The 24,640-nt window shown below is 71.6% G+C and carries 24 protein-coding genes and 1 tRNA gene; 17 read left to right on the top strand and 8 right to left on the bottom strand.

All coding sequences use genetic code 11. From position 1 onward, the window contains the following. Positions 1-10: 10 nt before the first annotated feature. The 4 genes from RM704_RS24225 to RM704_RS24210 all read right to left on the bottom strand — a co-directional run bounded on the left by RM704_RS24225 (position 11) and on the right by RM704_RS24210 (position 6,279). Positions 11-2,167: a copper resistance CopC/CopD family protein gene (locus RM704_RS24225; protein ID WP_033526699.1), complete on the bottom strand. Its 2,157-nt coding sequence runs from the start codon at positions 2,165-2,167 to the stop codon at positions 11-13. A 420-nt stretch (positions 2,168-2,587) separates the two neighbouring features. After that, complete coding sequence (locus tag RM704_RS24220; RefSeq protein WP_033526700.1) at positions 2,588-3,097, bottom strand: cupin domain-containing protein; 510 nt, start codon at positions 3,095-3,097, stop codon at positions 2,588-2,590. Between the two features lie 28 nt (positions 3,098-3,125). After that, positions 3,126-3,689 carry a GNAT family N-acetyltransferase gene (locus tag RM704_RS24215; RefSeq protein ID WP_052145968.1) on the bottom strand — a complete coding sequence of 188 codons (564 nt, stop codon included), beginning with the start codon at positions 3,687-3,689 and terminating at the stop codon, positions 3,126-3,128. Positions 3,690-3,798: 109 nt separating this feature from the next. Then, on the bottom strand, positions 3,799-6,279 hold the full coding sequence (locus tag RM704_RS24210) for a penicillin acylase family protein (RefSeq protein WP_052145969.1): 2,481 nt from the start codon (positions 6,277-6,279) through the stop codon (positions 3,799-3,801). Positions 6,280-6,358: 79 nt separating this feature from the next. Between RM704_RS24210 and RM704_RS24205 the strand changes: the two genes are divergently transcribed. From RM704_RS24205 to RM704_RS24185, 5 genes are all read left to right on the top strand, one after another. After that, positions 6,359-7,267 (top strand): siderophore-interacting protein, encoded by a 909-nt coding sequence (locus tag RM704_RS24205; protein WP_033526701.1) that lies wholly within the window; start codon positions 6,359-6,361, stop codon positions 7,265-7,267. 106 nt (positions 7,268-7,373) lie between these two features. Then, the gene (locus tag RM704_RS24200; protein WP_033526702.1) at positions 7,374-7,967 is read left to right on the top strand and encodes an HhH-GPD-type base excision DNA repair protein; all 594 of its coding nucleotides are present in this window, start codon (positions 7,374-7,376) and stop codon (positions 7,965-7,967) included. A 672-nt stretch (positions 7,968-8,639) separates the two neighbouring features. Further along, the gene (locus RM704_RS24195; RefSeq protein WP_157856674.1) at positions 8,640-9,026 is read left to right on the top strand and encodes a hypothetical protein; all 387 of its coding nucleotides are present in this window, start codon (positions 8,640-8,642) and stop codon (positions 9,024-9,026) included. A gap of 574 nt (positions 9,027-9,600) precedes the next feature. After that, positions 9,601-9,897, top strand: coding sequence for a type II toxin-antitoxin system VapB family antitoxin (locus tag RM704_RS24190; protein WP_003999914.1), 297 nt, complete (start codon positions 9,601-9,603; stop codon positions 9,895-9,897). A gap of 149 nt (positions 9,898-10,046) precedes the next feature. Beyond that, positions 10,047-10,700, top strand: coding sequence for a LytR C-terminal domain-containing protein (locus tag RM704_RS24185; protein ID WP_033526705.1), 654 nt, complete (start codon positions 10,047-10,049; stop codon positions 10,698-10,700). Between the two features lie 74 nt (positions 10,701-10,774). Here the strand turns inward: RM704_RS24185 and upp are convergent, their stop codons facing one another. Beyond that, entirely contained in the window at positions 10,775-11,410 is a 636-nt protein-coding gene (upp, locus tag RM704_RS24180) for a uracil phosphoribosyltransferase (RefSeq protein WP_033526706.1), read from the bottom strand. A 313-nt stretch (positions 11,411-11,723) separates the two neighbouring features. Here upp and RM704_RS24175 point away from each other — a divergent pair, with 313 nt between their 5' ends. From RM704_RS24175 to RM704_RS24140, 8 genes are all read left to right on the top strand, one after another. After that, positions 11,724-11,957: a hypothetical protein gene (locus tag RM704_RS24175; protein ID WP_052145970.1), complete on the top strand. Its 234-nt coding sequence runs from the start codon at positions 11,724-11,726 to the stop codon at positions 11,955-11,957. A 398-nt stretch (positions 11,958-12,355) separates the two neighbouring features. Then, positions 12,356-12,880 carry a tRNA adenosine deaminase-associated protein gene (locus RM704_RS24170; protein WP_033526707.1) on the top strand — a complete coding sequence of 175 codons (525 nt, stop codon included), beginning with the start codon at positions 12,356-12,358 and terminating at the stop codon, positions 12,878-12,880. Between the two features lie 148 nt (positions 12,881-13,028). Further along, a complete protein-coding gene (gene tadA, locus RM704_RS24165) occupies positions 13,029-13,460 on the top strand; it encodes a tRNA adenosine(34) deaminase TadA (protein WP_033526708.1) in 432 nt (143 codons plus the stop codon). A 77-nt stretch (positions 13,461-13,537) separates the two neighbouring features. Beyond that, a tRNA-Ser gene (locus tag RM704_RS24160) sits at positions 13,538-13,622 on the top strand. A gap of 147 nt (positions 13,623-13,769) precedes the next feature. Next, positions 13,770-13,946, top strand: coding sequence for a hypothetical protein (locus tag RM704_RS24155; RefSeq protein WP_033526709.1), 177 nt, complete (start codon positions 13,770-13,772; stop codon positions 13,944-13,946). A gap of 62 nt (positions 13,947-14,008) precedes the next feature. Further along, positions 14,009-14,302, top strand: coding sequence for a Dabb family protein (locus RM704_RS24150; protein ID WP_033526710.1), 294 nt, complete (start codon positions 14,009-14,011; stop codon positions 14,300-14,302). A 238-nt stretch (positions 14,303-14,540) separates the two neighbouring features. Further along, on the top strand, positions 14,541-15,416 hold the full coding sequence (locus RM704_RS24145; RefSeq protein ID WP_033526711.1) for an RNA polymerase sigma factor SigF: 876 nt from the start codon (positions 14,541-14,543) through the stop codon (positions 15,414-15,416). A gap of 525 nt (positions 15,417-15,941) precedes the next feature. Next, the gene (locus RM704_RS24140; RefSeq protein WP_033526712.1) at positions 15,942-16,862 is read left to right on the top strand and encodes an RNA polymerase sigma factor SigF; all 921 of its coding nucleotides are present in this window, start codon (positions 15,942-15,944) and stop codon (positions 16,860-16,862) included. A gap of 321 nt (positions 16,863-17,183) precedes the next feature. Here the strand turns inward: RM704_RS24140 and RM704_RS24135 are convergent, their stop codons facing one another. Then, positions 17,184-17,384, bottom strand: a complete 201-nt coding sequence (locus RM704_RS24135; protein WP_033526713.1) for a hypothetical protein — start codon at positions 17,382-17,384, stop codon at positions 17,184-17,186. Positions 17,385-17,557: 173 nt separating this feature from the next. Between RM704_RS24135 and RM704_RS24130 the strand changes: the two genes are divergently transcribed. From RM704_RS24130 to RM704_RS24115, 4 genes are all read left to right on the top strand, one after another. Continuing rightward, a complete protein-coding gene (locus RM704_RS24130; RefSeq protein WP_033526714.1) occupies positions 17,558-18,028 on the top strand; it encodes a MarR family winged helix-turn-helix transcriptional regulator in 471 nt (156 codons plus the stop codon). A gap of 150 nt (positions 18,029-18,178) precedes the next feature. Beyond that, positions 18,179-20,635, top strand: a complete 2,457-nt coding sequence (locus RM704_RS24125; protein WP_033526738.1) for an MFS transporter — start codon at positions 18,179-18,181, stop codon at positions 20,633-20,635. 86 nt (positions 20,636-20,721) lie between these two features. Beyond that, complete coding sequence (locus RM704_RS24120) at positions 20,722-21,603, top strand: YceI family protein (RefSeq protein ID WP_033526715.1); 882 nt, start codon at positions 20,722-20,724, stop codon at positions 21,601-21,603. Positions 21,604-21,687: 84 nt separating this feature from the next. After that, positions 21,688-22,158 (top strand): PPOX class F420-dependent oxidoreductase, encoded by a 471-nt coding sequence (locus RM704_RS24115; RefSeq protein WP_033526716.1) that lies wholly within the window; start codon positions 21,688-21,690, stop codon positions 22,156-22,158. A gap of 40 nt (positions 22,159-22,198) precedes the next feature. On the opposite strand, the gene RM704_RS24110 is transcribed toward RM704_RS24115, so the two are convergent. Together RM704_RS24110 and RM704_RS24105 are read right to left on the bottom strand one after the other, a co-directional pair. Continuing rightward, the gene (locus RM704_RS24110; protein WP_033526717.1) at positions 22,199-22,960 is read right to left on the bottom strand and encodes a TetR/AcrR family transcriptional regulator; all 762 of its coding nucleotides are present in this window, start codon (positions 22,958-22,960) and stop codon (positions 22,199-22,201) included. A gap of 64 nt (positions 22,961-23,024) precedes the next feature. Further along, positions 23,025-24,536, bottom strand: coding sequence for an MFS transporter (locus tag RM704_RS24105; RefSeq protein WP_078937067.1), 1,512 nt, complete (start codon positions 24,534-24,536; stop codon positions 23,025-23,027). Positions 24,537-24,640: the final 104 nt, after the last annotated feature.

Genomic DNA, 24,640 nt, shown 5'->3' with positions numbered 1-24,640 from the left:
ACGACAACTCCTAGCTCACCCGTACCGACTTCTCCACCGTGACCTGGTCGATCTCCGTCGTACGGACCGTGAGCTTCATCGTCCACTTGCCGGGCAGGGGGAGTTGGAGGGTGTCGGTGGCCCAGTAACCGCCGCGATCGGTGAGCTTCGCGTCGATCGGGCCGATCTTCTGGGACTCCAGGGTGAACGTGAGCCGCAGTTCCGGGACGGTGGCGATGCCGTCGTCGGGGCCGAAGACCACGGCCTGCACGGAATTCTTGCCCACCCGCCCCGGGCCGAGGTCGATCTGGACCTTGCCGTGACCGTTCGGGGTGCCGACGTCGAAGGGGACCGTCGACGAGGAGGCCGTGACCCCGCCCGCCGCCTGGCCAGCGCTCTCCTCGGCGATCTCCGCCGCCGCGCGCCCCGGCAGGGTGCCCGTCAACACGGTGGTGATCACCAGCACGACGACCGCGACGGTGAACTCCGCGAGCACGGAACGCCTGAGTCCCTGGCGCGGTAGATCACCGGGGGAGTTGTTCGACGTGTTCGACGTGTTCGAAGCGTCATCGCCCTCACCCTCGTCGCCCGCGTCCCCGGAGGGCCGGTCGGCGGTGGGGTCGGCGGTGGGGTCGGCACTGCGGTCGGAAGCGTCGGCTTCGACGGCTCCCGCCCGCTCGGGCACGCGCGCCGTCACCGCCACAGCCGCCGAGGACGCGGGCGAGGGCGAGGGCGAGGATGAGGACGCCACAGCCGCCGGCACCGCCGCGCTCGCCCGCTCGCGGACCTCACCCCGCTCCCTGCCCTCGGCGACGACCTCACTGTCCTCGGCCACCGACTCACTGCCCTCGGCCACCGACTCACTGCCCGCGGCCACCGACTCACTGCCCGCGTCAGTCAATTCACCGGCCTCGGCGGTCAGCTCACCGGCCTCGGCAGTCGACTCACCGGCCTCGGCAGTCAGCTCACCAGCTGCGGCAGTCGACTCACCGGCCGAAACGGCCCGCCCGGCGGGCTCCGCCGCCCCCAACCGCCCCGTCCAACGCCGCGAGAACGCCGCCGCCGCCAGCAGGAGCAGCACCGCGACCAGCTTGGCGACCAGGACCTCCCCGTACGCCGTGGAGGTGAAGGCGGACCAGGATCCTAGGCCGCGCCACGACTGGTAGGCGCCGGTGACGACGAGGACGACCACCGAGGCGAACGCGAGCCGGGAGAACCGGTGGACCACGGCGGCCGTCAGGGTCCTCGGTTCCCGGTACAGGACGGTCAGCAGCGCGGTCAGCCCGCCCAGCCAGACGGCCATGGCAAGCAGGTGCAGCACGGAGGAGGTCATCGCGACCGGCACCTGGATGCCGGCGGAGGCGTGCTCGGCGGCCGCCCAGGTCCCGGCGAGACCGACGGAGAGCAGCCCCCCGCACACGAGCGCGCCCTTCCCCCACTGCTGCCGGTCCCCCTGGCGGCGTACGCGTACGAGGAGGAGGGCCGCCCCCGCGAGCAGACCCAGCCGGGCCAGCAGCGCGAGTCCCGGCCGGCTGACCAGGGTGTCGCGCAGGACGGAGAGGTCGAGGGCGGCCCCGATCCCGCTGCCCCGCTCGTACGGTCCACGGAGCAGCAACAGGGCCGCCGAGGCCAGCAGCAGAGCCAGCCAGCCGGCGAGCAGCAGCTTGCGCAGCACCTCGCTGGGCCCGCCGAGCACGACCGCCAGGAAGAAGGTCACGCCGATGAGCAGGGCGAGGGCGCCGTACGCGAAGTAGCGGGTGATGTCGTAGAGGGAGGCGGTGAGGGGGTCCTCGGCGAGGTCGGCCGGGAGGACCGCGGCGGTCGCGGAGGGCTCGCCGACGGAGAAGATCAGGGCACCCGAGATGGGGTGGCTGTCGGCCGAGACCACTCGCCAGGCGATCGTGTACGTGCCGTCGTCGAGGCCGGTGGGGAGGGTGATCCGAGCCGTGTCGGCCCGGCCGTCCGCCCGCCCGGGTCTGCCCGTGTCGACCGCCCGGTTCTCCGGGTCGACGACGCGGATGGAGTCCGCCAGGAGGCTTACCGACTCGGTGAAACGGAGGGTGACGTCCCGGGGAGCGGTGTCGAGGACGCTTCCGTCGACGGGATCGCTTCCCTTGAGAGCGGCGTGCGCGGACGCGGTACCCGCCCCGCCGAGGAGGAACAGGACCAGCACGGTGCCCAACAGCACCAGGCGCTGAACCCCTCGCCCCCGCCCGCCGGCCCGCCCTGCGGAGCGGACTGCGAAGCGGCCCGCGGGTCGACCTCCGAGGCGACCTCCGAGGCGACCTCCGAGTCCGCCGGTGGCCCCGCCGGTTCCGTCATGTCGCTTCGCGCCTCTGTCCTCGCCGCGGGTCTCGACCCGGTCCCGGGTTCGACCCCTGCCTTCGTCCCAGCCCCCGATCCCGTCGTCGACTGGGTCGCTGTACCTGCCTCGGTCCACGTAGTGCTCCGGATCCACGGTCGCCGGCTCTCGGACTCCTCGAACAGGTACGCACACCACGAACGCCGCGTTCAATGCGATCCCCGTCCCTACCGGCCGCTCCGGCCCCGGCCACGTCCTGCCCGGGCACCCGCCGCGGGCACCCGCCCGGGCTCCCGGCCGCCGTCCCTACGCCCGCCCGAGCTCGCCTATCTCCGCTGCCCGGTCCGGGTACAGCCGCGCCAGCTCCGCGGCGTCCCCGTGCTCGTACCCCTCGAACGTGAACCCCGGCGCCATCGTGCACCCGAACAACGTCCAGCCCTCACCGCCACCCCCGGGCTCACCCGCACCGGGCCCGCCCAGAACCCGCGCCCCCATCCAGGTCCCCGCGGGCACGACGTACTGCACGTGCTGGCCGCCGAGCACGTCCGGCCCGAGGACGACGATCCGCGAGGACCCGTCCGGGGAGAGCAGCAGCATCCGGAGCGGGTCACCGAGGTGGAAGTGCCAGATCTCGTCGCCGGGCAGCCGGTGCAGGGCGGAGTAGTCGCCGGGTTCGGTGGTGAGCAGGGCGACGATCGCGGTCCCCTCGGGCCGCCCGTCGCCCCGCTCGGGCCCGGCCCACGTCTGACGGAAACGTCCGCCCTCGCGCGGTATGGGCTCCAACTCGTAGTGCGCTATGAGGTCTTCGGGAGTCATCCGCCCGAGGCTACGCCCACCACCTGAACTATTGACCGAACACGGCCTCCCGCCGCAGAAACGCCAAGCGGGCCCGCTTCTCGGGGAGATAGACCTCCGGCAGATCGATCTCCGGCAGGACGACGACCGGCCCGGACTCGAACCCCTGGCGGGTGAACCGCGCGATCGCCCTCTCGTTCCGCTCGTCCGGATCCACGACGACCCGCCGCCGGTCCAGCCCGACGAACACGTACGACGTGAAAGCCGCCAGCACCATGGACGACCACCCGGGCCGCGCTCCCCCGTCCCCGGCGGGCGCCAGCAGCACATGGACGCCGATGTCACCGGGCTCGACGTCGTAGCACTCACCGACCCGGTCGGCCTCCGGCTCGTACGTCTGCAGCAGTCCGACGGGCTCGCCGTCGCACACCGCGAGATAGGCGTGGTGGGTGTCGAAGGCCTCCAGTCCCTCGTAGACCTCCCGCACCTGCTCCTCCGTGAGCCCGTTCATGCCCCAGAACGCGGCCCTCGGTTCCCGGACCCAGCCATGCACCACCCCGGCATCGGCCTTCGCGTCCAGCGGCAGGATCCGCACGGTCCCGAACCCGTCCACGACCTGCTCATGAACGGCCGCACGACCGGCGTACGGCGGACAGGACCCCTGCGCCCCCTGAACGTCAGGGCGTCCTGGGAAGTCCTGCTGCCCTCGGGGCCTCCGGGACTCAACGGTCATGGCGCTTCTCCTCGCTGGTGTGGTCGGTGTCGTCGTCCTTGGTGAACCGGTCCCAGTCGGTGACGACCGGTACGAGATCCCCCCTGAGCCACAGGGGCAGTTGATCGCGTTGGTGAGCCGAACCGCCGACGCCGGAGGCCCCGAACGGCACCACCCAGAGGCTGTCCTCGCGCCGGGCCAGATCCCAGACGTACCGGGCGGCGGGCCCGCGAGCGCTGAGGTCGGTGATGCCGGGGACGGCGGAGGTGCAGAGCACGCAGTCGTGGTCACCGGCGAGCCCGGTCTCGGGCGCGGGAGCGGGAGCGGGAGCGGGGGCGACGTGCGGACGACCGTCGGAGCCGCCGGTGCCGGTGCCGATGCCTGCGCCGGGGCGCTCGTCCGCACCGTCGTCCAAGCCGTCGTCCAGGCCGTCGTCCGTGCCGTCGTCCAAGCCGTCATCCAGGCCGTCGTCCGTGCCGTCGTCCAGGCCGTCGTCCAGGCCGTCGTCCAGGCCGTCGTCCGTGCCGTCGTCCGGAAGCGCGCGCCACGGCACGAGCTTGTGGCTGTCGCCCCAGCGCCCGGTCTCGCGGCCGGCGACTTCCTCCAGCGCCTCCCGCACCAGGGCGACCCGGTCGATCCCGTACAACTCCTCGGCCCTGAGCAGATGTTCGAGGGCGAACCCGATCCGCACGGTGAGCGACAGCCACGGGCGAAAGACCTCGGGGTACAACGGCGGCACGGCGAGCGCGGCGAAGGCGGGCTCCGCGGCGAGCCGCCGGACGACGGCCCCGCGCAGCGCCGCGTACTCCGCCGCGTCGACGCTGTCGGCCGCCATCCGCCGATCCCAACGCAGCAGCCGCGCGCGGAGCGCGGCCGCGGCCGGGGTCAGGGCCGGGCCCTCTCCCGGGTCGCCGTTCGTACGGCCGATCGCGTGGTCCACGGGAGCTTCGGCGAGGGCATCGGAGGCCACGATCTCCAACAGAGGTGTGGCGGAGGCCAGATGGGTGTCCATGTGGATCGTGGGCATGTCACCGGCGGACCACACCGGCTTCTCGTCCAGCATCGCGCGGATGCGTTCCGCGCGATGCGGCGGGGCGAACTCGACGCCCAACGGGGCCGCCGGTCCACGCTGGTTGGCCATCACCGCGACACCGTCCTCGAACGTGCCGTACGGCGTCTCGTGCCATCCCTCCCACTCGTGCCCCGGCTCCCAGGCCGCGACGACACGCGTCCGGTTGTCCCGGCTCCGCACCGGAACCCGGCCCGCCACCCGATGCAGGACCCCACCCCGCGTGTCCGCGGCCTGGACGACGTTCACCGGCTCGGCCCACCGGTCGAACGCCCGGTCCACGTCGGCGACTTCACGGGCCCGGAGGAGGGGCAGCAGCGCCCCGATCCCGAGGTCCTCGGTGACCCGGGGCGGATACCGGAGACTGAGGGGACCGACCGGGTCGGGTCCGCCGACGTCACAACCGGGCCCAGACCTCTCCCCAGCGGCGCTGTCCAGGCCCCCGATGACGACCGGACCCCGAGCGGTCTCGATCACCTCCACCTCGACGGGATCCGCGCCCGCGACCTCGATGACCTCCACATGCCTGTGCGCGGCCCGCCACACCCCGTCGGGGTCGAGCGCCTCGACGACACCTGGGCCCCCCTCCCCGTCCCGGTGCCGCAGCCGCTCCCGGTACAGGTCCTGGTAGTCGGCCATGGCGTTGGTGATGGCCCAGGCCACGTCGCCGGTGTGACCGAAGTGGGCGATGCCGGGCATCCCCGGGACGGCGAGGCCGACGACGTCGAACTCCGGGCACGAGAGGTGGATCTGCTGGTAGACCCCGGGCTCCTCGATGAACCGGTGCGGATCACCGGCGATGACGGCCTGTCCGGTGGTCGTCCGGGACCCGTCGACGAGCCACCCGTTGCTGCCGGAGGTGGCGGGCCCGTCGGTGGCGAAGAGCCCGATCGCGTCCGGGCCGAGGTGCCGTACGGCCTCCTCGCGCCAGAGCTTGGCGGGGAACCCGGCGAACAGGATGTGCGTGGCGAGCCAGACCCCGAGCGGGTGCCAGGCCTCCCAGCGCCCGGGCACGAGCCCGACGCGATCGAACTCGGGCGCGCGCCGACCGCCCTCGACGAGTCCGTCGTTGACGCCCTCCACATACGCGCGGACCCAGTCGGCGCTCTCCGGGTCCGTGCTCTCCAGCCGGGCGAAGCATCTTCGGGCCGTGTCCTCCAGACGGGCCCGTCTCGCGAACCGGTCCCAGCCGAGGGAGTCCACGCCGAGGAAGGCGGCCGAGGTGCCCTGGACACGGTGGCGCTCGACCTCCAGCTGCCAGGCCCGGTCGAGGGCGGTCACCCGACCCTGGGCGTGGGCGAGGGCCCGGGCGTCGGCGGCGCGCAGGTGCGGAATGCCCCAGGCGTCACGGAAGATCCCGTACGTCGTCCGGCTCGAATTGCTCCCCCGCGCCTGCCCCTGCGCACCACTGATGTCCCGCATCCCTGTATCCCGCCTGTGATTTAGGTTAGCCTCACCTAAGCAATCTGTGATCAAAGCGTACGTGAAGGGTGCAGAAGCCATGGGGCAGGGGCACGGTTGGGAGGGGGCGGTCCTCAAACTGCTCCGCGGGAAGGACTTCGTCCTCACGGTGACCGGTGCGGAACAAGTCACCGAGCACTATCGCCGGATCCACCTCACCGACGGCGGCATGCTCGCGGTGACCGGCGTCCACCCGACGATGTGGGTCCGCCTCTGGTTCGACGCCGCCGGCAAGCCGCACCAGCGGGCGTACACGCTGGTCGACCCCGATCCGACCGCCGGCACCTTCAGCCTGGAGTTCGCCCTCCACGACGGTCACGCCAGCGACTGGGCGCGCGCCGCGAAGCCGGGCGACACCATCGAGGCCACGGTCCAGGGCACCGCCTTCACCGACCCCGACCCGGCCCCCTCCCACATCCTCGCCATCGGCGACCCGGCCTCCCTCCCCGCGATCAACTCCCTCCTCACCGCGCTCCCCTCGATCCCGACGACGCTCTGGTTCGAGACACCCACGGAAGCGGGGACGGCGACCGAGGTGCGGGCCCCGGAGTCGGTGGGGGCACCTGAGTCGGTGCGGGCCCCGGAGTCGATGGGGGCCCCGGAGTCGATGGGGGCCTCAGAGCCGGTGGGGGCCCCTGAGCCGCCAGGGGCGTCGGGGTCAACGGCCGCACCGGTCGGGGCGTCCGCCCCCGTCCCCGGCGCGGGTGGCCTCCCCCTCCGTCTCGATCCCTCCCACCACGACTTCCGCCCGATCCCGCGCCAGGGCGCCGGCGCCCACCTGATCGCCCAGGTGAAGGCCGACGCCCCCGCACTCCTCGCCGACACCCCCGACCCCTACGTCTGGATCGCCTGCGACACGGCGACGACCCGGTCCCTGGCGGCGTACTTCCGCAAGGAGCTGGGCCTGCCGAAGCAGCGCATGCACGCTCTGGGCTACTGGCGCCCGTGACGACGCCCGACCACGCCACCCGCACCGGCACGGGCACCGCCCGTGCCGAGAGCCGGGGGCCGGGGGCCGGGCTGCGGCTCGGCGGTCGACGGGTGATCATCGGGGCATGAACGTCACTCTTCACCTCGCCCAGGACCCGGAGGCGGACGACCTCCTCGGCCGCAGTCCGCTCGCCGCGCTGGTCGGCATGCTGCTGGACCAGCAAGTACCGATGGAGTGGGCGTTCAAGGGCCCCTGGACCATCGCCCAACGCCTCGGCGCGACCGACCTGGACGCCCACGAGATCGCGGCGACCGACCCGGAGTCCTTCGTCGCGCTGCTCTCCACCAAACCGGCCGTCCACCGTTATCCGGGCTCCATGGCGAAGCGGATCCAGCAGCTGTGCCAGTACCTCGTCGAGCACTACGACGGCGACGCGAGCGCGGTCTGGCAGGACGTGAAGACCGGCAAGGAACTCCTCTCCCGCCTCGAATCCCTCCCCGGCTTCGGCCATCAGAAGGCCCAGATCTTCCTGGCCCTCCTCGGCAAGCAACTCGGCGTCCACCCCACCGGCTGGCGCGAAGCCGCCGGCTCCTACGGCGACCCCGACTCCTTCCGCTCCGTCGCCGACATCAAGGGACCCGACTCCCTGGCCAAGGTCCGCGCCCACAAACAGGAGATGAAGGCAGCAGCCAAAGCGGCGAAGGCTTCCGGCAAGTAACGCCGGACCACTGGGCGGCCCGGCGGCCCGGAGCACGGCCCAGGGGGTCAGGGGGAGGCGGTGGGGGGCCTGCGACGGGAGAGGGAGCCTGGCCGGGGCCGGTCCAGGAGGGCCGGCTCCCTCCAGCCACCCCGCAGACCGTCGAACCGACGGAACTCCACGGGGCCCGTACCGGGAAAGCTGTCTGGGCTCCGCCTCCGGGGCCTTGAGGTCCGTCCTGATGGCCTTGACCGGGGGCCGTTCCGAGGACCCTCGGGCCCCCTGCCGGTCCGTCCGAAGCCCCGCCCAAGGGCCTCGCCCCCCAGCACCGGTCCGCCCGAAGCCCGCCCCCGGTGGCTCCCCGACCTGTCCGACCACCCGCAGCCCCGTCCCGGGGTAACGCCCCGACCTACCCGTCCGTCCGGGACGCCTCTGCCTGCGGGCCCATCCCCGAAGCCTCGGCGCGCGGGGGCGGGGGCGGGCTCGGCGGCGCGCCGCCAGGCCAGGGCCGACTCGCCGAAGGCGCTGCGCCGCGCCTATCCGGATACCCCCGACAACGACGTCGTCCGTCAGGCCTGATCCTCGGGTTCCGACCCGAGAGCCCTGCCCAGAGCCCTGCCCCCTCGTACGCCGAGCGAGCGGATCCCCCGCCTCAGCCGGTGCGCGGACCTCCGCCTCGGGAAAACATCCCCCGTGCACCCCGTCGCCCGCTCCCGCCCCACGGACACCCCCCGTGCCCGAGCGAGGCGGTACGCCCGGCGCAGAACCTGGCTGCGGGCGCTCGCACTGACCATCGCGCTCCTCGTCCCCACCGCGCACGCCGCCACGCACGCCGCCGCCTCCCTCCCACCCACGCTCTCGAGCGAACTCCCCACGACCGAGTACGACCTCCTCGAGAACGCCCCCCGCCCCCAGGCCCGCCACACCCACCGCCCGGTCGCCCCACCGCGCTCCACCCCGGCCGTGTCCCCCCTCCCCACACCGACGGCCCCGCACGGTCGCCCCTTCGCCCCCACCCCACCCTGGCCCCGGCCCCCGCACGCCCTGCACGCCCTGCGCTCCGTGGTCCTGCGCTGCTGAGAGAGCCCCTGCTCGCTCACCCAACCGACCACCCCCAGCACAGGACAGGAGACCCCCATGCCCGCAGACCCCTATACGGTCCTACGCGCGCTCCTCCAGGCAGAGGCCCTACGCAGCGCCCACAATTCCGAATCCGAACGAACGTCCGATCGCCCCCACGCCTCGGACACGGACGAGCAGCCGCGGCAAGACCCGAACCACACCTGATCCACCCGCACCAACCCCCCTCACCCACCTATGGTGAAGCGCCCTGGACCCCACCGGTTCGAGGGCGTTTCACCCTCCACCCCACGGCCCCACGGCACCCCGACCGACGAAGCCCAGCGGGAGCCGCACACAAGTGCGCCGGAAGTGCACCAGAAGCCCGGCCGAAGTCCGGACGACGGCCCGGAGAACCCCCGACGACACCTCGTGGCGAACTCTTCGCGCCCCCAAAAGCACCCCACCGAGCGCCCACGACCCCCACCGGACCCCCACAGAATCACCTTTTCGCCCCACTTTGAGGCACCTTTTCCGGGGTCGCACTCCGTCGCCATGGCTGCGCCCGGAACGTCTCGACCGGTAGGCTTTCCGTGTGATCTTCAAGCGCATCGGAAACGGCCGGCCGTACCCCGACCACGGCCGGGAAAGCACCCGGCAGTGGGCGGACGTCGCGCCGCGCCCGGTCCGCCTCGATCAGCTCGTGACGACCAAGGGGCAGCTGGACCTGGAGACCCTCCTCGCCGAGGACTCCACCTTCTACGGCGACCTCTTCGCGCACGTGGTGAAGTGGCAGGGCGATCTGTACCTGGAGGACGGCCTCCACCGCGCGGTCCGCGCGGCCCTCCAGCAGCGCCAGGTGCTCCACGCCCGCGTCCTCGAACTGGACTAGCCCTTCACCGCGGGCGGCTCCCACCCGCGCCCGACCGATGGCCCGTTGGCCCTTTCGGGTTGGACTGCAGCGCGGTGAATGATCATCTAGTAGGCATCGTCGTCCAACGGCACTACGCTGCGCCCATGAGCATGCTGACTCCTCCTGGCATGGGCGGCCAGTACCGGATCACGGGGGACAAGTACCCGAGGCTGCGCCGGCCCAAGAGGCGTCGCAGGCTCGTCCTCGCGGTCGTCGCGTCCGCGACCGCACTCGGCCTCGTCGGCTGGGGAACCCTGCAGCTCATCGACGTCTTCACCGGCGACGAGGACCAGGCCGCCGCAGCCGGCCCCAAGGCGGACTGCGCGAGCCGGGTGAGCCCGTCCCCGAAGGCGAGTGGATCGGCCGGGAAGTCCGGCAAGGCCGGTGCGTCGGCGAAGGGCTTCCCCGCCCCCGGCAAGATCACCGTCAACGTCCTCAACGCCACGCCCCGCGCGGGCCTCGCCAAGGACACCGCCGACGAGCTGAAGAAGCGCGGCTTCCGCATCGGGAACGTGGGCAACGCGACCAAGGAGTACGACAAGAAGGTCAAGGACGCCGCGATACTGCTCGGCGCGAAGGCCGCCGAGGGCGCGGCGCTGCAGGTTCTCAACACGCAGCTCACCGGGGCGCGGCAGAAGACCGACGGTCGCACGAAGGCGACCGAGGTGGACCTGATCATCGGTACCGGCTTCAAGGCCCTCAGCAAGCGGAAGGACGCCGACAAGGCACTGGCCGACCTGACCAGTCCCAAGCCGACGCCCTCCACGACGAAGACCTGCTGAGCCGCGACGGAACCCGCTGAGGATGAAACGTGGGCGCCGCGCGCTCCCGTGGACTCCCGTACGGGTTCCGCCGGCTACTCGGCGGCGCCGTACAGCCGGTCGCCCGCGTCCCCCAGGCCCGGCACGATGTAGCCGTGCTCGTTGAGCCGCTCGTCGACCGCGGCGGTCACGACCGTCACGGGGGTGCCGGCCAGCTCGCGCTCCATGACCTCGACGCCCTCGGGGGCGGCGAGGAGCACCACGGCGGTCACGTCGTCGGCGCCGCGGGCGATCAGCTCACGGATCGCGGCGACCAGGGTGCCGCCGGTCGCGAGCATGGGGTCCAGGACGTACACCTGGCGCCCGGAGAGGTCCTCCGGCATGCGGGTGGCGTACGTGGAGGCCTCGAGCGTCTCCTCGTTGCGGATCATGCCCAGGAAGCCCACCTCGGCGGTCGGCAGCAGCCGGACCATGCCGTCGAGCATGCCGAGGCCCGCCCGGAGGATCGGCACGACGAGCGGGCGCGGGTGGGAGAGCTTGACGCCGGTCGTCGCGGAGACCGGCGTCGTGATGTCGACGAGTTCGGTGCGCACGTCCCGCGTGGCCTCGTAGGCGAGCAGGGTGACCAGTTCGTCGGCGAGACGACGGAAGGTCGGGGAGTCGGTGCGCCGGTCGCGCAGCGCGGTGAGCTTGTGAGCGACCAAGGGGTGGTCGACGACGTGGAGACGCATGTCCACAACAGTAACGGGGGTGACACCCGTGAGCGCCCCCGCATGGTCCGTCCCTCCCGATGGCATCAAACCCGCCATCGGAGGGAAAGTGGGATGAACGGAGCGGCGCCTGAACGAGCCGAGGCCTGACGTTCGCCCACTCGGAACCGCCGCCGATCAACAGCCGACGGCCGAGCGGGGGCACATGATCGACAAGCCAGTACGAACGGCGGGCGGAGCCGCGAGGACCAGGAGCGGACCGGCTGGAGCACCCCGCAGGGCCGAGCGGGCGGCGGGCCGTGCGCCGCAGAGGGTTCCTCAGGAGGTTGACGACGTGGCGGGGACGGCCGAGGGGACCCGCGAGACCGGACGGGAGACCGGACGGGACAACGGACCGGAGACCGGTCGGGAGGCCGGACGGGAGACCGACGCGGCGCGACGGCGACGGCGGGCGCAGTTCCTGCGGGAGCTGACGGAGGCGCGCGAGTTGCGTGACCGCGTCCAGCCCCGTCGCGCCAAGGCCGCACGCCTTCGCCACGCCATGCGCATGCGTACGTTCCGCTGGTGAAACCCGAGGCCCCGAGGAACCGACCCACCTCCACCGGTGGACCCCTCGTACGCCTCCTCGCCCCGCCTCACCGGGCGTCTCCGGACCGCCTCGGACGCACCCACGGGGACCCATGTGCCGGGTTCGTGGGGTATGTGTGGGGCGTTCACGGGGTGGTCGTGCATATGCGGCAAGGAACTCCGCGTACGATCCGCTGGTGGCGGCAACAGGTGCGCAGGTGAACGGCGGACCCACCGGCGATCAAAAGAGCCGGACACAGGGAGCCGAAGACGTCCCCTGTGCGCTCTGTTTCTGCCACGATTCCGAGTGGGTGGGGCTCGGACCGCAAGCCTCCCCATCCGCAACCTCCGCCGGGGGGACCCCCAACCGGCACACCTATGACCAGTGGGAGAGTCACGGTGTACTTCGCCGCACTGCTCGCGCGCACCGAAGACGGGTGGGAAGCGAGCGACACAGAGCTCGACGATGTGGAAACCCTGTCGGATCTGGCCGACCTGGCCCGTGAAGCCTCGCCCGACGACGACACGGTGCTGGTGCTCATCGAGCAGGAGGACGCGTGGTTCGGCGTCGTCCGCATCGATGGCGAGGAAGACCCTCGTATCTACGTCTCGGACGCCGCAGCCGCTGCCCGCAGCAGCTACGGCGAGATCCTGCTCACCGACGAGCTGCTCGGGAGAGAGCCCGGCGACGACGAGGCCGACCTGGACGCCCTGGACCTGGACGGCACGGAGGACGGGGAATCGGACGACGATGACGACGACACGAGCGCCGAGGCCGTGCCGCACAGCCCGGTCGGTGACACCGAGATCCTCGACGACCTGGGGGTGAGCGAGAAGGAGCTGCGCGCTCTCGACGCCGACGACGCCCTCGGCTCGATCGCCGACGCCCTCGGAGCGTCGGAAGTCCTGGAGACGGTCCGCTGACTCCGCTGACTTCCCTGACTCCGCCGAATCCGTCCGCTCCGCCGCCACGACCGCCTGGGGCCTTCCCCCGGTGACCGAGGCAACCGGCGCGACGGACGCAGAGGCATCGGACGGAACCGACCCCGTACGCGACCCGTGGCGGGCCGCGATGCGGCTCGCCCTGGTCGAGGCCGGGCGGGCCGCCGAGGGCGGGGACGTCCCCGTCGGCGCGGTCGTCCTGTCCCCGGACGGCACGACCGTACTGGCCACCGGTCACAACGAACGCGAGGCGACCGGCGACCCCACCGCCCACGCGGAGGTGCTCGCCGTCCGCCGCGCCGCCGCTGCACTCGGCGAGTGGCGACTGACGGGCTGCACCCTGGTCGTCACCCTCGAACCCTGCACGATGTGCGCGGGCGCCCTCGTGCAGTCGAGGGTCGACCGCGTCGTCTACGGCGCGCGCGACGAGAAGGCCGGAGCCGCCGGCTCCCTCTGGGACGTCGTACGCGACCGTCGCCTCAACCACCGCCCCGAGGTCGTCGAGGGCGTCCTGGCCGATGACTGCGCCCGTCTCCTCACGGACTTCTTCCGCACCCGCTGACACCTGTCGGCACCGGCCTCCGGCCCCGCCCGATACCGATTTCAAACCACGCCGCACCTTGCTGTAAGGTCTCCCTCGGTAGCGTGTCCGAGCGGCCGAAGGAGCTCGCCTCGAAAGCGAGTGTGGCGCAAGTCACCGAGGGTTCAAATCCCTCCGCTACCGCTGAAGAAGGGCCCCGTCGTCAGACGGGGCCCTTCCTGCGTTCCCCGGCTCCGCCGCCTCTCCTACGAACGCATGATCGGGTTACACTCGCCGCCGACAAAGGGGACCCATGCGGCCCACAGGGCACAAGAGGCGGGGGAGGCCGCGGTGGCGGTGCAGGGGAAGAAGATCGCGCTGTACGTGCTCGTGGTCTTCGTGCTCTACGTGATCATCACGGACCCGGCCAAGGCCGCCGACTACGTCCAGATAGGCTTCGAGGGCGTCTCGAACGCCGCCCAGTCCATCGGCGACTTCTTCACCTGGATCGCCGACGGGGCCGAGTAGGGCCCTGGGCCCTGGCCTCTGGCCCCTCTCCCAGCACCTCGTACGACCATTCCGGAGCGCCCATGATCCGCCACCTGGTCCTCTTCAAGCTCAACGAGGGCGTCGAGCGTGACGACCCGCGGGTCGTGAAGGGCGTGGAGGCCTTCCGCGCGCTCGACGGCACGATCGAGGAGATCCGCTCCTGGGAGCTGGGCTGGAACCTCAGCGACCGCCCCATCGCCTACGACTTCGCGATCAACTCGGCGTTCGACGACGTGGACGCGCTGCGTACGTACGTCGAGCACCCGGACCACCAGGCGGGTGTGGCGCTGTGGGGCCAGTTCGCGACGTGGATCATCGCCGACTACGAGTTCTGAGCCGCGCGCCCATCCCACCTCCGCCCCCTCCCGCCCCCTCCCGCTCCCTCCGCCCCTCCGCCCCTCCGCATCGCCCTCCCCTCACTTTTCTCGTCGCCTTCCCCGCGTTCACTCCACGCGTCTTCTCCGCCCCGCGCTCTCGCAGCCCGGGGCGTTTTTTCTCAACACGGCTATATGTGGTGCTTGATCACAGTGCACATGTCTTGTGATGCTATGACCGCTTTTGACGGTTGAGTTGATGGATGAAGAGGTGGCGTTGACCGTGTCGGCCAGTACTGCGCCTCCCCAGGAAGACGTCCCCGCTCCCGATGCCGCACCGGCCCAGGTCACGGCCCCCGTCCCGGAGAAACGTCGCGGCGCCGACACCCGGGCCCTCACCCAGCTCCTGTTCGGCGAGCTGAAGCATCTGGCGCCGGGCACTCCGGAGCACAACCGCGTGCGCGGGGCGCTCATCGAGGCGAACCTTCCGCTCGTGCGCTACGCGGCCGCCCGCTTCCGCTCCCGCAACGAGCCCATGGAGGACGTGGTCCAGGTCGGCACCATCGGACTGATCAACGCCATCGACCGGTTCGATCCGGACCGTGGCGTCCAGTTCCCGACCTTCGCCATGCCGACCGTCGTCGGGGAGATCAAGCGGTACTTCCGCGACAACGTCCGCACGGTCCACGTCCCGCGCCGACTGCACGAGTTGTGGGTCCAGGTGAACAGCGCGACCGAGGACCTCACCACCGCCTTCGGCCGCACGCCCTCCACCGCGGAGATCGCGGAGCGGCTGCGCATCACCGAGGAGGAGGTCCTGTCCTGCATCGAGGCGGGCCGCTCGTACCACGCGACCTCGCTGGAGGCCGCCCAGGAGGGCGACGGGCTACCGGGTCTGCTCGACCGGCTCGGCTACGAGGACCCCGAACTCGACGGCGTCGAACACCGCGACCTCGTACGGCATCTCCTCGTCCAACTCCCCGAACGCGAGCAGCGGATCCTGCTGCTCCGCTACTACAGCAACCTCACGCAGTCGCAGATCAGCGCGGAGCTGGGGGTCTCCCAGATGCATGTGTCGCGGCTGCTGGCCCGGAGCTTCGCGCGGTTGCGGTCGGCCAACCGGATCGAGGCGTAGGAGCTCCGCTCGGGGCGCCGGGGATCCGCGGGTTCGCGGTACCCGCCTCGGAGTGGCTTCGGAGTGGCTTCGTAGGGGCTCCGCTCGCGCGGTTCCCACGCGTCTTTCGGGTCGCCGACCCCGGGCAGGACGGGTGACCGTCGGTAACCAGAACCCCTGGCGCAGGCGTGGATGGACCATGGGGCACACGGGGCGCACGATGGCAGGCGGGGCGCACAGAATTGGCCATCGGTACGCGTGTGCAGGCCATGGGCGTGACCGAATGCGCTGTCGAGATATCACCGGTGAGAGCGAATCGCTCATCGAGGTCCGTTCAGGATGATCTGCGCTGAAACCCTGTCAGAACGTCTGTTTCCAGGGCCTATTCACCCTCTCCATGTCGACATGTCACTACATCGCGTTGCCGACGTGTGACATTCTTCCCCCAGCGCGTTTGCCGTGGCCTCGCCGCCGGTATTCAGGTGGAGGCTGCGTTCCTTACGACGGAGCGTCCGCCGCGACCGTCCGCGACCCAAAGGGGGTGGCATGTCCGCAGACCAGGGCAGCTCGAAGGTGCTCACACTCGCCAAGAGCGAGACCGCGCCCGACGCTATCCAGGCCCCTCAGGACCTTCAGACGCTTGAGGACCTTCCCGGTCCCCAGGCTCCGCCGGCGTCTGAGTTCCCGGCCTTGTCGGCCTCGGCGAACATCGACACCCGCACCCTGTCCCGCTCCCTGTTCCTGCGGCTCGCCGCGTTGGACGAGAACAGCCCCGAGCGCGCCTACGTCCGGGACACACTGATCGAGCTCAACCTCCCACTGGTGCGTTACGCGGCCGCCCGTTTCCGGTCGCGCAACGAGCCGATGGAGGACATCGTCCAGGTCGGAACGATCGGCCTGATCAAGGCGATCGACCGCTTCGACTGCGAACGGGGCGTCGAGTTCCCGACGTTCGCGATGCCGACGGTCGTGGGCGAGATCAAGCGGTTCTTCCGCGACACCTCATGGTCGGTCCGCGTCCCGCGCCGCCTCCAGGAGCTGCGGCTGGCCCTCACCAAGGCCAGCGACGAGCTCTCCCAGAAGCTCGACCGCTCTCCGACGGTCACCGAACTCGCCGCGGTCCTGGGCGTGTCGGAGGAGGACGTGGTCGACGGCCTCGCCGTCGGCAACGCCTACACGGCGTCCTCGCTCGACTCCCCGGCCCCCGAGGACGACGGCGGCGAGGGCTCCCTCGCGGACCGCCTCGGCTACGAGGACACGGCGTTGGAGGGCGTGGAGTACCGGGAGTCCCTGAAGCCGCTGCTGGCGAAGCTGCCGCCGCGCGAGCGCCGGATCATCATGCTCCGCTTCTTCGCGAACATGACGCAGTCCCAGATCGGCGAAGAGGTCGGCATCTCCCAGATGCACGTCTCCCGCCTCCTCACCCGAACCCTGGCCCAGCTGCGGGAGGGCCTGATCTCCGACTGAGGGGCCATCGGCCTCGCGTTGACACGTGACCGCCGGGTTGCCCAGCTCTGGGGCAGCCCGGCGGTGGTCGTGTGCGCGTGCGCGCGCTGGACGGGGTACTTGCTGCTGGTGCGTGGGCGGGTGCAGGTGCGGGTGCGTCGTGGGTGCTCGCGCAGTTCCCGCGCCTCTCAGAAACCGGGGCTGCGCCCGCGCCTTCAACCCCGCTGGGAGCCGGGTCCTTCAGGGGCGCCAGGACAGCGCGAGCAACCCCCACCGGAGCCGCACCCGCCGAACCCACAGCACCCGGCAGTCGGGTAGGCGCTCAGAAGCCGCCCCGCGGGCTCACGCCAGCGCGAGCCATACCACCGCGGCCACGACCGCCACCGCCGCGATCACACCGACGATCACACCGACCCGCGGGCCGGACGACCCGGTCGCGGCGGCCTGTCGGCCCCCCGCCGGCGTCTCGTCGACGAAGGCGCGGAACATCTGCGTGCTGCCCGCGGGGTCGTAGTTGCCCTGGGGGCCCTGGTTGTCAGCCATGGCCCGAGACCTTAGCGAATCCGGGAGGACGGACCCAAGCGGGGTGGTCCGCCCGAGACGCTCCGAACGTTCTCCTTTGCCAAGACTTGGGCCGCCCCCACCCCGTTTTCATTTGCCTGTAGCAACCATCCAGACCTATGGTTGCCCTAAGCAACAAACGCGGGAGGGACTCCATGGCCGGGCAAGCGCACTACGAGGAGCTGGCCCGTCAGCTCAGCGCCATCGGGGCCGTCAAACGGGAGATCGCACGGATGCTCCCCCACGAGTGCCCCGGCGGATCGGCCGGAGTGTTGACGCTGCTCGGCCGGCACGGCGAGATGCGGATGAGCAGGCTCGCCGAGCTGCTCTCCGTCGACATGTCGGTGACCAGCCGACACGTCGCGCACGTCGCCGAGCGGGGCTGGATCGAACGCCTCCCCGACCCGGCGGACAAACGCTCACGCATCCTGCGCCTGACCCCCGAGGGACGGGCCGTGGTCACCGAGCTGTACCGGCGCACCAGTCGGCTGATGGCCGCCCGGCTGAGCGACTGGTCCGACGACGAGGTCGGACAACTGGCCCGGCTCCTGGGCCGGCTGCGGCAGAGCTTCGACGCTCCCGCGCCGCCCCGGACGCCCGCCCCACCGACCCGCACGTCCGTGTAGCGGCCAGCCCCACAACCCGTACACCCGCAAAGACCCGTAGGAAAAGGAAGCCCCATGGCAACGACCACACCAGCCGGTGTGCGGGCTCACGCCAAGCACGGAGGAGGACCCGCCAAGGGTGCCCCCCACAGCGGTGGCGACCACGCCCCGATGACACACCGGCAGATCATGGAAGCGCTGACCGGGCTGCTGCTCGGCATGTTCGTGGCGATCCTGTCGTCGACGATCGTGTCGAACGCGCTGCCGGACATCATCAAGGACCTGGGCGGCGGACAGAGCGCGTACACCTGGGTGGTGACCGCGTCGCTGCTGGCGATGACCGCGTCCACCCCGCTCTGGGGCAAGCTCGCCGACCTGTTCTCCAAGAAGCTGCTGATCCAGCTCGCTCTCGTGATCTTCGTGCTCGGATCGGCCGCCGCCGGACTCTCCCAGAACGCCGGGATGCTGATCGGGTTCCGCGCGGTCCAGGGCATCGGCATGGGCGGGCTCTCCTCGCTGGCCCAGATCATCCTCGCGGCAATGATCTCCCCGCGTGAGCGCGGCCGGTACAACGGCTACCTCGGCGCCACCTTCGCGACCGCCATGGTCGGCGGTCCGCTGGTCGGTGGTGTCATCACCGACACCAGCTGGCTGGGCTGGCGCTGGTGCTTCTACGTCGGCGTGCCCTTCGCCGTCATCGCCCTCGTCGTGCTCCAGCGGACACTGCACCTGCCGGTGGTCAAGCGCAAGGTCAAGGTCGACTGGGCCGGCGCCTTCCTCATCACCGCCGCGGTCTGCCTGCTGCTGGTCTGGGTGACCTTCGCCGGTGACAAGTACGACTGGGTGTCGTGGCAGACGTACACGATGGTCGGCGGCACGGTCGCGCTGCTCGCGGTGTTCCTGCTGGTCGAGTCGAAGGCGAGCGAGCCGATCATGCCGCTGCGGCTGTTCCGCAACCGGACGATCGCGCTGGCGTCGCTGGCCTCGCTCTTCGTCGGTGTCGCGATGTTCGCGGGCACGATCTTCTTCAGCCAGTACTTCCAGCTGGCCCGCGACAAGTCGCCGACCATGTCCGGCGTCATGACGATCCCGATGATCGCCGGTCTGTTCGTCTCCTCGACCGTCTCCGGGCAGGTCATCACCCGCACCGGCCGCTGGAAGGCCTGGCTGCTCGCCGGCGGTGTGCTGGTGACCTCGGGCCTCGGCCTGCTGGGCACCCTGCGCTACGACACCGAGTACTGGCACGTGGCGATCTTCATGGCGCTGCTCGGGCTCGGCGTCGGCATGATGATGCAGAACCTGGTGCTGTGCACCCAGAACCAGGTCGCGCCGGGTGACCTCGGCGCCGCCAGCTCGGTCGTCACCTTCTTCCGCTCCCTCGGCGGCGCGATCGGCGTCTCGGCGCTGGGCGCGGTGCTGAGCCACCGGATCACGCACTACGCCGAGGAGGGCCTCGCCAAGCTCGGGGTCTCGGGCTCCACGACGGGCCACGGCGAGATCCCCGACCTGGACGCGTTGCCCGCGCCGATCCGCACGGTCATGGAGAGCTCCTACGGCCACGGCATCGGAGACGTCTTCCTCTACGCCGCCCCCTTCGCCGTCCTCGCGCTCGTCTTCTCCATCTTCATCAAGGAGGTCCCGCTGCGGACCACCGGGGCGCTGGCCCAGGCGAGCCAGGCGAACCAGGAGACCGAGGCGATCCCGGTCAGCCCGGTCAGCCCGGCGGAGACGCCGGCCATGGTGTCCGCCGACTCCGCCGACTCCGCCGCGACCGCCGCGCCCGAGGCAGCGGTCACGGCCTCGGGCGCGGCCTCGGCCGCCGCCCCGGTGTCGGGCGTCGGCGGCGGTGCCGGTGGCCGTGGCGGCACGGGCATTCCCGTCCGGGGGCAGGTCCGCGGGGCCGAGGGCGTGCCCGTGCCGCGGGCCGCCGTCACCCTGATCTCGCTCGGCGGGCGGCAGCTCGGCCGTTCGGTCGCGGGGGCCGACGGGGCCTACGCGGTGGACGCGCCCGCCGCCGGGTCGTACGTCCTGATCGCGGCCGCCGACGGCTTCCAGCCGCAGGCCTCCACGGTCGTCGTGAACGACGAGCCGGTGGCCTACGACATCCTGCTCAGCGGGACGAGCGGGCTGAGCGGTGTGGTGCGGGTCGCCGGTGCCGGGCAGGGCGTGAAGGACGCCATGGTCGTGGTGACCGATGTGCGCGGCGATGTGCTGGCCAGTGGAGTCACCGGTGAGCAGGGTGAGTTCGGCTTCGGCGAGCTGGTGCCGGGCGGGGTGACCGTCGCGGTGAACGCCGCCGGGTTCCGCCCCCGCGCCCTGCCCGTCGAGGTCGGCGGCACCGGGGTCACCCGGATCGAGATCGACCTGGAGGCCGGGGCCCGGCTCCAGGGAGTCGTACGGGCGCCGGGCGGGGTGCTGGCCGACGCCCGCGTGACCCTCGTCGACGCGGCGGGCAACGTGGTCGGCACGGCCACCACCGGCGTGGACGGGGCGTACGCCTTCGCCGACCTGGACGGCGGCGAGTACACGGTCATCGCGACCGGCTACCCGCCCGTGGCCACGGCCCTGACGGTCAGCGGCCCCGGCGTCGACGGCCACGACATCGAACTCGCCCACCCCGGCGAGTAGTTCGCACCGAGACGACAGTTGAACCACCGGCCGGTGGAGCCTCCCCCCGCTCCACCGGCCGGTCGCACGCTGAGGAGTTGACGGAGATGGCACCGACAGGACGGACCGGGCTGACCGCGAGGATCCGTACCCGGGACGGCTGGGCCGTGTCGCACGCGGTCGTCACGGTGACCGACATGACCGGTACGCAGGTGCTGCGGGCCGAGGCGGACGCCGAAGGGGACGTGCACGACCCCACGCCACTCGCGCCGGGCGCGTACACGGTGATCGTCACGGCGGTCGGCTACACGCCGATGGCCTCCACCGCCCTGGTGACGGATGGGGGTACCTCCCGCTCGAGCGAAGCCGAGAGTGGGGGAGGACGGGCGGAGATCGGCACGGTCACGCTGGCCAGGCTCGGCGGCACGGAACTGCCCCCGCCGGGGCCGTGGACCGTCGACCCCGCCCACTCCACCGTCGCCGCCGTGGCCCAGCACCTCGGCATCTCCAGCGTCCACGGCCGCTTCACCGACTTCACGGCCTCCATCGAGATCGCCCCGACCCCCGACGAGGGGACCAAGTCCCGGGTGGCGGCGGTGATCCGGGCCGCCTCGATCGACACGGGGAACACGGTCCGGGACCAGCACCTGCGCTCCGCGGACTTCCTCGATGTCGAACGGCACCCCGAGATCACCTACGTCTCGACCGGCCTCACGCCCGTCGGCCCGGACCGCTGGACCGTCCACGGCGAGCTGGGCATGCACGGGGTCGTACGACCGGTGGACCTGGACCTGGCGTATCTGGGCACCGGCGCGGATCCGTGGGGCGGCACCCGCGCCGCCTTCCGGGCCACCGCAGAACTCCGCCGCGAGGACTTCGCCATGAACTACAACCAGGTGGTGCAGGCGGGGATCGCGGCGATCGGTACGACGCTGAAGGTGGAGCTGGACGTGCAGGCGGTGCGGGGGGAGGCGCTGCCGCAGACGTGAGCGTGGGCACGCGCCGACGTGGGCGTGTGGGTACGCCTGGCAGGGTCAGGCTCGTGGACCGGGCGAGGCCCTACGCTGAGCGCCATGGCACGGAACATCGCGACCAACACGTCGGTATCCCTCGAAGAGCTGCTCGACTTCGTACGCCCCCGGCACCGGGCGCTCCTGCTCACCCGGCGATCCGACGGCGGCCCCCAGGCCTCCCCGCTGACCTGCGGTGTCGACGACTCGGGCCGGATCGTGGTCTCCACGTACCCCGAGCGGGCCAAGACCCGCAACGCCAAGCGGGACGAGCGCGTGAGCGTCGTCGTGCTGAGCGACGACTGGGACGGCCCCTGGGTCCAGATCGACGGCACGGCCGAGGTCCTCGACTCTCCGGACTCGGTCGAGCCCCTGGTGGAGTACTTCCGCAACATCTCGGGCGAGCACCCGGACTGGGACGAGTACCGCGAGGCGATGATCAAGCAGGGCAAGTCGATCATCCGGATCACCCCGGTGAAGTGGGGGCCGGTGGCGACCGGCGGCTTCCCGGCGCGGCTGGCGCAGGAGGGCTGAGGGACCGGGGGCTGAGGGGTCGGGCGCCGGGGGCTGGGGTTCAGCCCCTCGTCGCCATCACCTCGATGCCGGCGACGAGGGTGTCCAGGGCGTAGGCGAAGTCACGTTCGCGCATCTCCTCGACGGTCTCGCCGCCGCGGGCCTCCATCAGGTCGGCGGAGTGCCGGATGACCTCATGGGGTTCCAGGGAGTCGGACACCGCGCTCATGGCGTTGCGGAAGTACTCCTCCTGGGTCATCCCGGCCGCGGCACAGCGCTGCGCGAAGTGGCCCTCGATGGTGCCGAAGCCGTACACGAACTGGGAGACCGCGGCGATGGCACCGGCCTGGCCGCGCGCGGGCAGCCCGGTGCGGCGGATCACGCGCTGCACGGCGAGCGAGAAGTCCAGCGCGTGCGGGCCGATGTTGAGGAAGGTGCCCGCGAGGGGTGACACCCAGGGGTGGCGGACCAGGACCGCCCGGTACTCCCCGGCCAAGCCGCGCAGTTGGTCCCGCCAGTCCTCGTCGGAGTCGGCCGGGGGCAGCCGCATCTCGTCGAAGGCCTGGTCGAGGGCCAGTTCCAGCAGGTCGTCCTTGGTGTCCACGTACCAGTAGACCGACATCGCCGTCACGTTGAGCTCGGCCGCCAACCGCCGCATCGAGAACTTGGCCAGCCCCTCGGCGTCCAGCAGCCGCACGGTCGTCACCGTGATCCGCTCCCGGTCCAGCCCCGTGGGCTGCCCACCTCGGCCGGCCCGCGCTTTCTCGTCCAGCCAGACACTGGCCCGCGCGGCTCCTTCGGACCGACCGGCTCCCTTCACCATGACGCACCTTCCGAGACACATGTTTCTCCGCCGGTGACGATGCTAGGCGGGTGAAGCCCCCAAGCTATGCGGCGCCCACCAACTCCCGCTCCCCCTGCTCCGCCCTGCGCAGCAACCCCGCCGCCACCATCCCCCCGAGCAGCACAGCCACGGCTCCCACCAGCAGACTCGTCTCCAGCCCGGAGGAGAACGCGGACACCACCTCGGCCCGCTCGGCAGCCGTGTCCGCCCCCGCCAACGCCGCCGGCAGCGATGCCGCCGCCACCGGAATCAGCGCCGTGAACCGGGAGTTGAGCACAGCCCCCAGCACGGCCACCCCCAACCCCGTGCCGAACTCGGCCAGCGTGCCGTTGATCCCGGCTCCCGCCCCCGCCTTGGCCGGCGGAATCGCGCTCATGATCGCGTGTGCCATCGCGGGGTTGGCGATCGCGCAGCCCACCCCGATCAGCACCAGACCGAGCAGCGTCCCGGCGTAGCCGCCGGTGGCCATCGTGGCGATGGAGACCAGCCCGCCCGACATCAGCACCATCCCCAGCGCGATGGACACCGGCGTCCCGAGCTTCGCCGTCCACTGCGCCGACAGCCCGGAGAAGTTGAGGACGACGACGACCAGGGCGAGCGGCGCGATCCGCAGCCCCGCCTCCAACGCGTCGTAACCGAGCACGAACTGCAGATGCTGAGTGAGGAGGAAGAGCGCGCCCCCCATGCCGAAGGTGATGAGGACGGCCCCGGCGACGGCACCCGTGAACCGGCGGTCGCGGAAGAAGTGCAGGTCCAGCATGGGGTGAGGGATACGGCTCTCCCAGTAGGCGAAGGCCGTGAGGACGACCGCGGCGACGGCGGCCGTGGCGAGCACCCGGCCCGACGTCCAGCCGTGTTCGGGACCCGAGATGATCGCGTAGACGAGGGCGGTCATCCCGATGGTCGACAGCAGCGCGCCCAGCAGGTCCGGCCGGTCGCCCTGCGGGTTCTTCGACTCGGGGACCAGCGCGATCACGGCCACCACACCCAGCGCGGCGACCGGCAGGTTGATCAGGAAGATGGCGCCCCACCAGAAGTGACCGAGCATGAAACCCCCGAGGAGGGGGCCGGCCGCGAAGCCGAGCGCGTTGACCGCCGCCCAGATGCCGATCGCCTTCGGCTGCTCCTCGGACGTGAAGATCTGCATGGCGACGGCGAGGGTCGTGGTGAGCAACAGGGCGCCGCCGACACCCATCCCGGCCCGCGCGGCGATCAACTGCCCGGTGGACTGGGCGAGTCCGGCCGCGAGCGATCCGATGCCGAAGAGCACCAGGCCCGCGATCAGCATCTTCTTCCGGCCGTAGCGGTCGGCCGCGCTGCCGGCGGTGAGCAGCAGACCCGACTGCACGAGCGAGTACGCGTTGATCATCCACTGGATGTCCGAGGTGGCGGCCCCCAACTCCTCGGTGAGGGACGGGATCGCCACGTTCAGCACGGTGTTGTCCAGCAGCACGGTGAGCTGCGCGAGACAGATGACACCGAGGATCAGCCAGCGCTGCGGATGCCCCTGGGTGGACGGCGCTGTGGAGAGGGCGGGGGTCGACATGCCGTACACCGTAGAACACCTCCTATACGGCGTACAACGCGGAACGTGGAAAGGGGCGGTGGCCCGGGGTCGTCCGCACCCCGGGCCACCGCCCCGTCCCTCTCGGCGGCCTC

This window comes from Streptomyces gottesmaniae (genome assembly GCF_031845845.1).
GTDB classification, from domain to species: domain Bacteria; phylum Actinomycetota; class Actinomycetes; order Streptomycetales; family Streptomycetaceae; genus Streptomyces; species Streptomyces akebiae.
The sequence above is the reverse complement of the archived record's forward strand: the minus strand, read 5'-3'. Positions and strand labels throughout refer to the sequence as shown.